The organism is Streptomyces sp. NBC_01591, assembly GCF_035918155.1.
GTDB lineage: Bacteria > Actinomycetota > Actinomycetes > Streptomycetales > Streptomycetaceae > Streptomyces.
Genome location: NZ_CP109327.1, coordinates 6,592,710 through 6,605,602 on the forward strand (window position 1 = coordinate 6,592,710; position 12,893 = coordinate 6,605,602).

The 12,893-nt window shown below is 69.5% G+C and carries 12 protein-coding genes; 9 read left to right on the forward strand and 3 right to left on the reverse strand.

The window, feature by feature from the left end:
- Window positions 1–83 precede the first annotated feature (83 nt).
- The 3 genes from OG978_RS30410 (at window position 84) to OG978_RS30420 (ending at window position 3,519) form a co-directional block, all read left to right on the forward strand.
- Window positions 84–527 carry a helix-turn-helix transcriptional regulator gene (locus OG978_RS30410; RefSeq protein ID WP_326768251.1) on the forward strand — a complete coding sequence of 148 codons (444 nt, stop codon included), beginning with the start codon at window positions 84–86 and terminating at the stop codon, window positions 525–527.
- 10 nt (window positions 528–537) lie between these two features.
- Window positions 538–948 carry a VOC family protein gene (locus tag OG978_RS30415; RefSeq protein WP_326768252.1) on the forward strand — a complete coding sequence of 137 codons (411 nt, stop codon included), beginning with the start codon at window positions 538–540 and terminating at the stop codon, window positions 946–948.
- Window positions 949–1,122: 174 nt separating this feature from the next.
- Window positions 1,123–3,519 carry an excinuclease ABC subunit UvrA gene (locus OG978_RS30420; protein ID WP_326768253.1) on the forward strand — a complete coding sequence of 799 codons (2,397 nt, stop codon included), beginning with the start codon at window positions 1,123–1,125 and terminating at the stop codon, window positions 3,517–3,519.
- 96 nt (window positions 3,520–3,615) lie between these two features.
- Here OG978_RS30420 and OG978_RS30425 read toward each other — a convergent pair whose 3' ends face one another.
- Entirely contained in the window at window positions 3,616–4,152 is a 537-nt protein-coding gene (locus OG978_RS30425; RefSeq protein WP_326768254.1) for a TerD family protein, read from the reverse strand.
- 137 nt (window positions 4,153–4,289) lie between these two features.
- A complete protein-coding gene (locus OG978_RS30430; RefSeq protein WP_326770217.1) occupies window positions 4,290–5,246 on the reverse strand; it encodes a DUF1152 domain-containing protein in 957 nt (318 codons plus the stop codon).
- A gap of 89 nt (window positions 5,247–5,335) precedes the next feature.
- On the opposite strand from OG978_RS30430, the gene OG978_RS30435 reads away from it, so the two are divergent.
- Window positions 5,336–5,941, forward strand: a complete 606-nt coding sequence (locus OG978_RS30435; RefSeq protein ID WP_326768255.1) for a YdbC family protein — start codon at window positions 5,336–5,338, stop codon at window positions 5,939–5,941.
- 59 nt (window positions 5,942–6,000) lie between these two features.
- Here the strand turns inward: OG978_RS30435 and OG978_RS30440 are convergent, their stop codons facing one another.
- The gene (locus OG978_RS30440) at window positions 6,001–6,660 is read right to left on the reverse strand and encodes a TetR/AcrR family transcriptional regulator (RefSeq protein WP_326768256.1); all 660 of its coding nucleotides are present in this window, start codon (window positions 6,658–6,660) and stop codon (window positions 6,001–6,003) included.
- A gap of 83 nt (window positions 6,661–6,743) precedes the next feature.
- Between OG978_RS30440 and OG978_RS30445 the strand changes: the two genes are divergently transcribed.
- The 5 genes from OG978_RS30445 to OG978_RS30465 all read left to right on the forward strand — a co-directional run bounded on the left by OG978_RS30445 (window position 6,744) and on the right by OG978_RS30465 (window position 12,840).
- Window positions 6,744–8,354 carry an ABC-F family ATP-binding cassette domain-containing protein gene (locus tag OG978_RS30445; protein WP_326768257.1) on the forward strand — a complete coding sequence of 537 codons (1,611 nt, stop codon included), beginning with the start codon at window positions 6,744–6,746 and terminating at the stop codon, window positions 8,352–8,354.
- 25 nt (window positions 8,355–8,379) lie between these two features.
- Window positions 8,380–9,039: a histidine phosphatase family protein gene (locus tag OG978_RS30450; protein ID WP_326768258.1), complete on the forward strand. Its 660-nt coding sequence runs from the start codon at window positions 8,380–8,382 to the stop codon at window positions 9,037–9,039.
- Between the two features lie 12 nt (window positions 9,040–9,051).
- Complete coding sequence (locus OG978_RS30455) at window positions 9,052–9,969, forward strand: ADP-ribosylglycohydrolase family protein (RefSeq protein WP_326768259.1); 918 nt, start codon at window positions 9,052–9,054, stop codon at window positions 9,967–9,969.
- A 222-nt stretch (window positions 9,970–10,191) separates the two neighbouring features.
- Window positions 10,192–11,922, forward strand: a complete 1,731-nt coding sequence (locus tag OG978_RS30460; RefSeq protein WP_326768260.1) for a DUF4153 domain-containing protein — start codon at window positions 10,192–10,194, stop codon at window positions 11,920–11,922.
- 207 nt (window positions 11,923–12,129) lie between these two features.
- Window positions 12,130–12,840: a ribonuclease HII gene (locus OG978_RS30465; RefSeq protein ID WP_326768261.1), complete on the forward strand. Its 711-nt coding sequence runs from the start codon at window positions 12,130–12,132 to the stop codon at window positions 12,838–12,840.
- Window positions 12,841–12,893 lie beyond the last annotated feature (53 nt).

Sequence of the window (12,893 nt, forward strand, 5' to 3'; positions counted from 1 at the left end):
TCGACTTCTGGTCGGCGCCCTCCTCGGCCGTGCGGTCCCGGACCGGCGCGCGACGGCCCTCGCGGTGTGGCACGATCTCGCAGGTGACCAGCAGACCCGATGAGGCGCAGCGCCTGCGCGACCTTGCGCGATTGCGCCGTGTCCGTGACCGGATGGACCGGGAGTTCGCGCAGCCGCTGGATGTCGAGGCGCTTGCCCGTGGCGTGCACATGTCGGCGGGGCACCTGAGCCGCGCGTTCCGGCTGGCGTACGGCGAGTCTCCGTACGGTTACCTGATGACGCGGCGCATCGAGCGGGCGATGGCGCTGTTGCGGCGTGGCGATCTCAGCGTCACGGAGGTCTGTTTCACGGTCGGTTGCTCGTCGCTGGGCACCTTCAGTACGCGCTTCACCGAGCTGGTGGGCATGTCGCCCAGCGCCTACCGACGCGAGGCCGCGCGGGCGACCGCGGGGTTGCCGTCGTGTGTGGCGAAGCAGGTCACCAGACCGATCAGGAATCGAGAAGCGCGGTCACCGGGCCGCGATTAGCTTGACGTTCATGGACATCACGATTCACGCGAGCTTCCTTCCGCACGAGGACCCGGACGCCTCGCTGGCCTTCTACCGCGACATCCTGGGCTTCGAGATCCGCAACGACGTCGGGTTCGGCGGGATGCGCTGGATCACGGTCGGCCCCGTCGGCCAGCCCGGCACGTCCATCGTCCTGCATCCGCCTGCCGCCGACCCCGGTGTCACCGAGGACGAGCGGCGTACCATCACCGAGATGATGGCCAAGGGCACCTACGCCATCATCACCCTGGCCACCACCGACCTCGACGGCACCTTCGACCGGCTGCAGGCCGGCGGCGCCGAGGTCGTCCAGGAGCCGACCGAGCAGCCGTACGGGATCCGCGACTGCGCCCTTCGCGACCCCGCGGGCAATCTCATCCGCATCAACGAGCTGCGCTGAACCATCCGGCGACCGCGGCCACGACCTGCACGGACGGAACCGCGAAGGTGACGCCGCCTCGGCCGGGCCCGCCGACGAAGCAGAACCAGACGTACCGCTCGAAGTCGGTGACATCGAGCCAGGCGACGCAGACGGAGACCGCGACGACGGCTCCGCCAGACAGATGGAGACACGATGAGCATGGCCAAGAGGACGGACCCGCAGTCGCCTGCGCTGCACGCTGCCGACAGCCACGATCTGATCCGCGTGCACGGCGCGCGCGTGAACAACCTCAAGGACGTCAGCATCGAGATCCCGAAGCGCCGGCTGACGGTGTTCACCGGCGTCTCCGGTTCGGGCAAGAGCTCGCTGGTGTTCGGCACCATCGCCGCCGAGTCGCAGCGGCTGATCAACGAGACGTACAGCGCCTTCGTGCAGGGCTTCATGCCGACTCTCGCGCGCCCCGAGGTCGACGTGCTCGACGGCCTGACCACCGTGATCACCGTCGACCAGCAGCGTCTCGGCGCCGACCCCCGCTCCACGGTCGGCACCGCCACCGACGCCAACGCGATGCTGCGCATCCTCTTCAGCCGGCTGGGCAAGCCGTACATCGGATCGCCCCAGGCGTTCTCCTTCAACGTCGCCTCGGTCCAGGCGAGCGGCGCGTTCAAGGTCGACCGCGGTGCCGACAAGACCAAGACCGTCAAGCGGACCTTCACCCGCACCGGCGGCATGTGTACGCGCTGCGAAGGCCGGGGCACGGTCTCGGACATCGACCTCACCCAGCTCTACGACGACTCCAAGTCGCTCTCCGAGGGCGCGTTCACCATCCCCGGCTGGAAGTCGGACAGCTTCTGGACCGTGCGGGTCTACGCGGAGTCCGGCCTCCTCGACCCGGACAAGCCGATCCGCAGGTTCACCAAGAAGGAGATGCAGGACTTCCTCTACCGGGAGCCGACCAAGGTGAAGGTCGAGGGGGTCAACCTCACCTACGAGGGGCTGATCCCCAAGATCCAGAAGTCGTTCCTGTCCAAGGACAAGGAGGCGCTGCAGCCGCACATCCGGGAGTTCGTGGAGCGGGCGGTCACCTTCACCACCTGCCCCGAGTGCGAAGGCAGCCGACTCAGCGAAGAAGCCCGGTCGTCGAAGATCAAGAAGATGAGCATCGCCGACGCCTGCGCAATGCAGATCAACGACCTGGCCGAGTGGGTGCGCGGCCTGGACGATCCGTCGGTGGCCCCGCTGCTCGCCGCGCTGCAACGGACCCTCGACTCGTTCGTGGAGATCGGTCTCGGCTACCTCTCGCTCGACCGGCCGTCGGGCACGCTGTCGGGCGGCGAGGCACAGCGCGTCAAGATGATCCGCCACCTCGGCTCCTCGCTCACCGACGTCACCTATGTCTTCGACGAGCCCACCATCGGCCTGCACCCCCATGACATCCAGCGGATGAACGGCCTGCTGCTGCGGCTGCGGGACAAGGGCAACACGGTGCTCGTCGTGGAGCACAAGCCGCAGACGATCGCGATCGCCGACCATGTCGTCGACCTCGGACCCGGCGCGGGTACGGCGGGGGGCGCCGTCTGCTTCGAGGGCACCGTCGAGGGGTTGCGGGCCGGCGACACCGTCACCGGCCGCCATCTCGACGACCGGGCGGCCGTGAAGGACACGGTACGCAAGGCCACCGGGGCGCTGGAGGTTCGCGGCGCCAGGGCACACAACCTGCAGGGCGTCGACGTCGACATCCCGCTCGGGGTGCTGACCGTCATCACCGGTGTCGCGGGCTCCGGCAAGAGCTCTCTCGTGCACGGGTCGATCCCCGCGGGCGCGGAGGTGGTGTCGGTCGACCAGGGCGCCATCCGCGGGTCGCGGCGAAGCAACCCGGCGACGTACACCGGGCTGCTCGACCCGATCCGCAAGGCGTTCGCGAAGGCCAACGGCGTGAAGCCGGCGCTGTTCAGCTCCAACTCCGAGGGCGCCTGTCCGACTTGCAACGGTGCCGGTGTCATCTACACCGATCTGGCGATGATGGCGGGCGTCTCCACCACCTGCGAGGAGTGCGAGGGGAAGCGGTTCGAGGCGTCGGTGCTCGACTACCACTTCGGCGGCCGGGACATCAGCGAGGTGCTCGCCATGTCGGTGACCGAGGCCGAGGAGTTCTTCGGCGCCGGCGAGGCGCGCACACCGGCCGCGCACAAGATTCTGGAGCGGCTCGTCGATGTCGGCCTCGGCTACCTCAGCCTCGGCCAGCCGCTGACCACGCTGTCCGGCGGCGAGCGTCAGCGGCTCAAGCTGGCGACCCACATGGCCGAGAAGGGCGGTGTGTACGTCCTCGACGAGCCGACCACCGGCCTCCACCTCGCCGACGTCGAGCAACTGCTCGGCCTGCTCGACCGGCTCGTCGACTCCGGCAAGTCGGTGATCGTCGTCGAGCACCACCAGGCGGTCATGGCGCACGCCGACTGGGTCATCGACCTGGGCCCCGGTGCCGGTCACGACGGCGGCCGGATCGTCTTCGAGGGCACACCCGCCGACCTCGTCGCCGCCCGCTCCACCCTCACCGGCGAGCACCTCGCGGCCTACGTCGGCTCCTGACCGAGGGGCCTCGCGCGGACGTTGCGACACGACCGCGCGAGGCCCGAGGAGGCCGTGCTCCCGCAGCGCTCGGACGGGACCGCGTACTGCGACGTGTCACATGCCGGGTGTACGGCTTCCCATCGTTCCGGCGAACGAGTCGGGGTCGCCGTCGAAGCCCCGGACCGTACCGTGGAACTCCCAGGCCCCGGAGGCGCCCCGGACGAATTCGGCCACGGTGGCCGCGGTGGCCGCGCCGACCGCGGAGAAGTCGTCCTCCGCCAGGTTCGTGTAGCCCTCCCGGACCTGAACACCGGTGTTCGCTATCTCGGCGAATGTGCTGCGGCCGTCGCGCTGCTGGATGGCGACCCCGACGACGACCCGGGTGTACGCGGTCGACAACCGGTTCAGTTCCAGCGTCATCACCTCGTCGAAGCCGAAGCCCTGGCCGGTCCTGCTGTCGCGGTTGAGGGTGATGGTGCCGTCCGGCGAGCGGCTGTCGAAGTGCACGAGGTACGCGGGGCTGCCGTACGGTGCTTCGGCGAGGTAGGTCGCCGCGATGATGTCGAGGTCGTGGGCCGGTGCGCCCTGAGGGCTGGGATCCCATTTGAGTCTGACTTCGACCTTGTCGATGTCCTTGTTGGGCGTGCTCATCGGACTTGCCTCCCTGGCTTGCCGCTGGGCCGTCGGGCCGTTCACGTCACCCGATCATGTCCGTAACCGAGCGTGGATCCAACCGGGTTGGTTTCGGGCGATGGAATCGGGCCATCGGTTCGTTCGGTTCGTTCGGTTCAGTGCGGTATGCGGCGCGGCGGCCGCTGCCGGACCTCGTCCCGGAAGTTCTCGATGGCGCTGCTGACCTGACGGATCAGGTGGGTGTCCTCGATGCGGTCGAGATAGAGACAGTTGCGGGCCACTCCGTCGAGTTCGAAGGCGAAGCAGATCGTCATCAGAGGGTTGATGAACAGCTCGCTGCCACGGGTGCGCGAGGTGAACCGGACGTCCCCGAAGGCCCCTTGGACGGCAGCGGCGATCGACCCGTTCACGATGCTGGGGTGGTCGGGCGTGTGGTGCTGGGCGTGCGCCACGGCATCGACGAAGAGCGCGCCTTCACGTGTCGTACGGGATACGGAGAACGCACCGAGGCAGGAACCGTCGCGTTCGAGTGCGGCGATGTTCTCCAGTACGAGGCCGTGGCTCACCCCGTGGTACGCGTCGATGCCGAAGCCGATGGACACAACGAGGCGTTCGGGTACGTCGATCGAGGCGAGCGCGGCCACGCTGGTCAGGTCCTCCTCCGGGGTGCCGAGGCCGGACTCGTCGCCGCGCATCAGGATGTCCGTACCGCCGTCGACCAGGATGACCGCGTCGATGTCGTACTTCTCGATCAACGCCCGGTAGGCGGCGCGCAGCGGTTGTACGCCCACCCGGGAGAAGGCGTGGACCGTGTTCGGGTAGCCGTGCAGATCGAGCCACTGGGCGAGCGTGCGTTCCGGGAAGTACGCCTGGTGGAGGGCCGTTTCGGGGCCGATGGCGGCGACGTCCGGGGCGAGCCAGGAATCGAGAGGCAGTCCTTCGAGTGCGCTGAACGACAGATTGGCGAGCTGTACGTGCTTGCCCTGGTGGAACAGGGAGAGCGCGACGGGGAGTCCCGCGTAGATGTCGAAGCCGCCGCCGGCGCCTGCGACGAGGACACATTCCGCGGATTCGAGCCGGGCGAACAGGGGGTTGGTGTGCAGCGAGACCATGCAGATCATTCTGCGATTCATGGCGGTCGCTTCGGGTGTACTCCATCGGAGCGTGACCCGTGACACGCCCGGCACCGTACGATGGCGCGGTGCTGGTCAAGTGGATTCGTTGCACCGTGGTGGACCGTCGAGGTTTTGAGCGGGGGCAGCGGAAGTGGGCGGAGCTGCCGGGTGAGCCCGGATTCAGGGGGCAGGGCGGCGGGTGGAGCCGAGGGCGTCCGGACGTGGCGCACGTCTTCGCCTTCTGGGAGAACCGCGTCTTCTACGACTCGTTCATGGCGCGCGCGCACGACGGCCTGGCTGCCGCGCAGTCCGGTACGTACAGCGGTATCCAGGTCAAGCTGTTCGAGCACCGCTTCGATGTGAAGACGGGCTTCGAGCCGCGCTTCACCGACGCGGATGTGGTCCGGGTGGCGCACAGCAAGGTGCGCGAGGACCGGGTGGAGCACTTCGCGTTGATGCAGGAGCGGGTGTGGAATCCGGCGATGGCCGGATCGCCCGGCATGCTGCGAGGGGTGTTCGGGGAGGCGCCGGGGCACGAGTTTCTCGTGTTGTCCATGTGGCAGTCGAGCGCCGAACGCGGCAAGTATCGGGCGGGGAGCATCGACCGGCTGACGCAGCGGGCGCAGACCGAGGACGACGTGGCGGAGCTGGCGGGGGACGTCGTGCAGCTGGAGCCGTCGTGGACGGTGTGACCGGCCCGGCCGGACGGGTGCGGCCGGGACGATGAGCCGGGGGCGCTCCGGGTATCCGATCAGGCGGATTCGGTCGGGGTGTTGAAGACCCCGGCGCGGGCGGCTGCCAGCGCCGCGTCGGCGGACTGGTCGGCCAGCGTCCCGTCCACGGGTTCGCGGGTGATGAACAGTCTGAGGAACAGGGGCGAGACCACGGCCCTGATGAGGGCTCCCGCGTCCGTGTGCCGGTCCAGTTCGTTCCGGGAGACGGCGCGCGCGACGATGGCCTCGCAGCGGTCGAACCGCTTTGCGTAGAAGGCGTTCAGCGCCTCCGCGGCCCGTTCGGACTGGAAGGCCGCCGCGATGAAAGCGGTCGGTGCGGCAGCTGCGGCGGGGTCCTCGAAGGAGGAGGCCGTCGTGTGCGCCAGCGCGCGCAGATCGCCTTCCAGGCTTCCGGTGTCGGGCGGTGTCCAGGTGTCCTCTCCGGCCAGGTCCAGGGCGTCCACGAGGAGCCCTTCGAGGTTTCCCCAGCGGCGGTAGAGAGTGGTCTTGTGGATGCCGGAATGCTCCGCGACGTATTCGACGGTGAGAGCCGGATAGCCGTGCTCCACCAGGCCGTTGAGGACGGCATCACGGACCGCCGCTCGGGTGCGGGCCGTTCTGCCGCCCGGGCGACGGGTGCCGGGGGCGAGCGGGGGTGTCGGCAGGTCGGTCTCCGGTGCGGTTCTCTGCCCAGTCAATTGCTACTCCTGTTGCGTTAGCGAGTTCCAGTGTGCCACACTCGTCTTAATGCGACATTGATTGCGTTAAATCGGAGGCGCTCTTGCCCACACAGATCTCCCTGCGCGGCGTGACCATGTCCCGCGGTGACAGGCTGTTGCTCGACGATGTCTCGCTGACCGTGCGCCCGGGCGAGCGGATCGGCCTCGTGGGGGAGAACGGCGCGGGGAAGACGACCTTGCTCCGGCTCCTCGCGGGGCTCGAACAGCCCGATTCCGGGAGTGTGTTCACGGTCGCCGACCGCGGCACGGGCCTGCTTGCCCAGACACCGCGGCTGCCGCCCGACAGTACGGTCCAGGACGCGATCGACGACGCGCTGGCGGAACTACGAGCGATGGAACGGAAGTTGCGGGAGGCCGAAGCGGATCTCGGCGCGGCCGACGGTGCCGCGCTCGCCGCCTACGGGGACCTGCTCACCGCGTTCGAGCTGCGCGGGGGATACGAGGCGGACGCACGCGTCGACAAGGCGATGCACGGCCTCGGCCTCGCGCACACAGGACCGGCCAGGAAGCTCGGCAGTCTCTCCGGCGGCGAGCAGGCAAGACTGGGTCTTGCCTGCCTGATCGCGGCAAGCCCCGAGGTCATGCTGCTCGACGAACCCACCAACCACCTGGACGGAACCGCGCTCGACTGGCTGGAGAGCGCCCTGCGGTCCCATCCCGGCACGGTGATCGCCGTGTCCCACGACCGGATCTTCCTGGAGCAGGTCGCCACCGCTGTGCTGGAGGTCGACGCAGACCGGCGGACGGTCGTGCGCTACGGCGGTGGCTACGCGGGATTCCGGGCCGAGCAGAGCGCCGCACGGCAGCGCTGGGAGCAGTCCCACGCCCAGTGGTGCGAGGAAACCGCGCAACTGGAGGAGTACACGGCGACCACCGCCCATGGCGTCGCGATCGGCCGCGCCATCAAGGACAACAACAAAATGGCGTACGACCGGGCTGCGGGCCGCGTCCAGGCCTCCGTGTCCGGCCGGGTCCGCAACGCTCGCAAGCGACTGGAGCGGCTGAGGGCACATCCCGTCCCCAGGCCGCCGGACCCCCTGCGCTTCGCCGCTCTGCCCACGGCCGGCGCGACCGAGGGAGAGCTGGTGTCCCTGACCGGCATACGGGTCGGCGACCGGCTCGCAGTAGACCGGCTCTCCGTGGCGGCAGCCGGCAGACTGCTGATCCACGGCGGCAACGGGGCAGGGAAGTCCACTCTGCTCCGAGTCATGGCGGGCGTGCTCGAACCGGACGCGGGCCGCGTGGTCCGGCGGGGCGGGATCGGCTACCTCGCCCAGGAGATACCGGAGCACCGCCCGACGGAGTCCGTGCTCACGGAATTCGGCCGAGGACTGCCGCTCACCGACGACGAACAGGCGGAACTGCTGCTCTCGTACGGGCTGTTCCGTTCCCGGGACCTCCGGGTGCCGGTCGGATCGCTTTCGGCGGGACAGCGCAGACGGCTCGCCCTCGCCCGTCTCCTGGCCCGGCCCGCAGATCTGCTGCTGCTCGACGAACCGGCGAATCACCTGGCACTCGGACTCGTACAGGAACTGGAGGAAGCGCTGGCCCACTGGCAGGGCGCGCTGGTCGTGGTCTCGCACGACCGGCTGCTGCACCGCCGCTTCACCGGCGACATCCGTCGGATGGAGTCCGGACAATTGCTCGAATGAGCCGAAGCCGATCTAGGGTCGGTACATGGCACGACCGCAACGCATTGTCCTCGTCCGGCACGGGGAGTCCGAGGGCAACGCCGACGACACGGTGTACGAGCGCGAGCCGGACCATGCGCTGAGGCTCACCGCGACAGGGCTGAGACAGGCCAGGGAGACGGGCGTGCGGCTGCGCGAGATGTTCGACGGCGAGCGGGTCAGCGTGTACGTCTCGCCCTACCGCCGTACCCACGAGACATTCAGGTCCCTCGGCCTGGACCTCGAGAACGTGCGGGTACGGGAGGAGCCGCGGTTGCGGGAGCAGGACTGGGGGAACTGGCAGGACCGTGACGACGTGCGCCTGCAGAAGGCGTACCGGGACGCGTACGGCCACTTCTTCTACCGCTTCGCGCAAGGGGAGTCCGGGGCCGATGTGTACGACAGGGTCGGGGCCTTTCTGGAGAGCCTGCACCGGAGCTTCGAGGCGCCCGACCATCCGCAGAACGTTCTGCTGGTCACGCACGGGCTGACCATGCGTTTGTTCTGCATGCGCTGGTTCCACTGGTCGGTTGCCGAATTCGAGTCGCTGTCCAACCCGGGCAATGGGGAGACCCGGACGCTGATACTCGGAGGGAATGGGCGCTACACCCTTGACCGGCCGTTCGAGCGCTGGCGTACCCCTGAGCCGTACGGCATCACCGGATAGAGTGGAAGGGCGATGACAACCGCTGACTCTGCTTCCGGCCAATGTTTCGAACGCGCCCTGTCCAGCCTGCGCGGGCTCTCCGTGGGAGACGCGCTGGGCTCCCAGTTCTTCGTGCCCGCCAACTATCCGCTGCTGAAGCGGCGTGAACTTCCACCCGGCTCCTGGCAGTGGACGGACGACACCGAGATGGCGTGCTCGGTGCTGGCCGTGCTGGGGGAGCACGGGCGGATCGACCAGGACGCGCTAGCTCATTCCTTCGCCGACCACCATGACTTCGACCGGGGCTACGGCCCCGCCGTGAACCGGATGCTCAGGCTGGTCCGGGAAGGCGGTGACTGGCGGGAGCTGGCGTCCGCGCTGTTCCAGGGCCAGGGCTCCTGGGGCAACGGCTCGGCGATGCGCATCGCGCCGCTCGGCGCCTGGTACGCGGACGATCCGGAGCAGGCCACACATCAGGCCGAGATCTCCTCGTACACCACACACCAGCACCGCGAGGCGGTCGTGGGCGCGATGGCCGTCGCGGCGGCCGCCTCACTGGCGGCGGCCACGACCGGGCCGCCCACCCCGGCAGAGTTGCTCGACGGCGTCATCGCGCTCGTGCCGCGCAGCGCCGTCGGCGCCGGACTGCGACGGGCACGCGACATGCTCGACTACGACGACGCCGGGACGGTCGCGGCGGTCCTCGGTAACGGCCGGCGTACCAGCGCACACGACACCGTTCCGTTCGCCCTCTGGTCGGCGGCGCGGAGCCTCGGCGATTTCGAGCAGGCATTCTGGGTGACCGCCCAAGCGGGCGGGGACGTCGACACGACCTGTGCGATCGTCGGCGGGATCGTCGCAGTGGGCAAGGCAGGCGCGCCACCGGCCGACTGGACGGCACGTACGGAGGAGCTGCCGGGCTGGCTCCCGCAGCGCGGCGGCCGCGCCTGAGCCGCCGACGGGCACAGTACGGGCGGCCCGGGCCGCCCGTACTGTCACGGTACTGCCACATCTCCTTCACGCACGGCCCGGAACAGCGAGGGGAAGCTACTCTTTCGGCCACGCCGCCGTTGATGATCATCCAGACGGGCGTGCGCCGAAAATGAGACGCCGGGGTGTCCCAGCCACTGCCCTGCGGGCGGTGTGCGCGGACCTCGGTAGGGGAGGGGTCCCATGTCCGATCACATGTCAGAAACACCCCGGCCGGAAGACGCCCCCGAGCTGTCCGGGCCGTCGGGGCAGGCCGGAACGTCCGAGCAGACCTCGTTGTCGAAGGCTCCGCTGCCGGAGCCCCGCGGTACCGCTCCCGAGCCGCCGAAAGTGCCGGGATACGCGCAATGGGGTGGGCAACCGCATCCGCCCAACCCCTGGCGGCAGAGCAGCCCCCAGCCATCTGCGCTGTCGACCCTGCGCCCGGCGGCGCCCGCCGCCATCCGCGGCGCGACTCTCTGCTCCGCCATCGTCACGGCGATGCTGAGCGCCCTGCTGCTGGGCGACGGTCTCGGCCTGAACGCGCTGATCGTCGCGGTCCCCGCAACGCTCGGGGCCTTCTTCGCCGCGCGGACGGCCGGTCGCCGCCTCCGCCCGTGGACGGCCTTCTGGGCGGTCGGCGGACTGGCGCTCCTCGCCGTCCCGGCCCTTCGGGACGCCGGCTGGCCCGTCTTCCTGGCCGTCGTGTCGGCTGTCGCGCTGGGCTCACTCGCCCTGCACGGCAGCCGCAGCTGGCTCGGCGTGTTTCTGGGCTCGCTGGGCCTGTTCAGCTCCATCGCCGGCGGTCTGGCCTGGGGCGGACGCGGCGTGCGCGCCCGGATGACGGGCTCCCGTGGCCGGTTGGGGGTCGTTCTGCGCAGCGTCGCGGTGGCGGTCGTCCTGCTCGTCGTGTTCGGGGCGCTGTTCGCCAGCGCCGATGCCGCCTTCGCCGACGTGCTCGGCGATCTGATGCCCGATGTATCGCTCAGCGGCAGCCCGTGGCGGTTCCTCCTCTTCCTGATCGGCCTGGTCGGCGCGCTCGCCGCCGCGTACGCCGCAGCCGCTCCGATCCGCTGGGACGGCATCACCGTCCGTCAGGGGAAGGCACGCGGGCGACTGGAGTGGGCCCTGCCGCTCATCCTGCTGAACATGCTGTTCGCCGTCTTCATCGCCGTCCAGCTCACCGTGCTGCTCGGTGGATACGACAAGGTGATGGCCGAGACCGATCTCAGCTATTCCGCGTACGCCCGGCAGGGTTTCTGGCAGCTTCTCTGGGCCACAGTGCTCACGCTGCTGGTGATCGCGCTGGCCCTGCGCTGGGCCCCTCGCGGACGGGGGAGCGACCGCACCCTCGTCCGTTCCGTGCTCGGCGTGCTGTGCCTGCTTACCCTGGTCGTCGTGGCATCCGCACTGAGGCGGATGGACCTCTACGTCGACGCGTACGGTCTGACACGGCTGCGGATATCCGTGGCCGCAGTGGAGCTCTGGCTGGGAGTCGTGCTCGTCCTGATCATGGCCGCCGGGGTGTTCGGTGCCCGCCTGCTGCCGCGTGCCGTGGCTGCGAGCGCGGCCGTCGCCGTCCTCGGGTTCGGACTGATCTCGCCCGACGGGCTGATCGCGGAGCAGAACGTCCAGCGGTACCGCAACGATCACTCGATCGACGTCGATTACCTCCGGGACCTCTCGGCCGACGCCGTACCTGCCCTGGACACGCTGCCCGAACCGCTGCGCTCCTGCGCCCTCATGGACATCGAACGGTCGCTGCGCTCCGACGACGCTCCCTGGTACGCCACCAGCTGGGGCGAGGCACGGGCGCGGGACATTCTGCGGAAGCGGAGTCCGGCCGATCCGACGCGGTCCTGCGCCGGATCGCGTACGGGCATCGGAGGCAGCGAACGCGACGGTGACGAAAGCGATCCGTACGACCCGTACTGACCGGGCCGAGCCGTCTGCGTGCGGGGGGCCCCGCACCGGCACGCCCACCGACGTCGGCACACCCCCTTCCAGGGCGCCCCGTCATCCGGAATACCGGCGTCCACGGCCGCGCCGCGATCCTTTCCGCGCCCTGTTGCGAGTCCGGGGCGGCCGACGGGCGCCCCGGGGTGTTGTCGGCCGCCCCATCGGCGTACGCTGACAGGCGCCATGCCGTACGAACCACCCACGCACACCGTCGAGCGCTCACTGCGCGCAACCACTGGTGCCAAGACCGTCGCCGGTGTCGATGAGGTCGGACGCGGAGCGTGGGCGGGACCGGTCACAGTGTGCGCGGCCGTCACCGGCCTCCGCAGACCTCCCGCCGGACTCACCGACTCCAAACTGATCAGCCCCAGACGTCGCGCGGAGCTGGCACCGTTGCTGGAGCGCTGGGTCACCGCGTTCGGTCTCGGCGACGCCTCTCCGCAGGAGATCGACGAGCTCGGGATGACGGCTGCGCTGCGCCTCGCCGCCGTACGCGCCCTCGAAGTCCTGCCGGTGCGCCCGGACGCGGTGATTCTCGATGGCAAGCACGACTACCTGGGACAGCCCTGGCAGGTCCGCACCGTGATCAAGGGCGACCAGTCCTGTATCGCGGTCGCGGCTGCATCGGTGATCGCGAAGGTCCAGCGGGACACGATGATGGCCGAACTGGGCGCGGATTCCGGCGAGTACGCCGATTTCGCCTTCGGGGCCAATGCCGGTTACCCGTCGCCCGTGCACAGGGCCGCGCTGGAGGAGTGGGGACCGACACCCCACCACCGTCTTTCGTGGTCCTATCTCGACGCGCTGCCCAGGTGGCAGCACCTGAAGAAGGTCCGCATCTCCGCCGAGGCGGCTGCACTGGAAAGCGGGGGCCAGCTCGGCTTCGACTTCTGATCGCGCACATGTACCCACCCGCCGACGCCCCATGTGCCGGCGTTTGATAGACA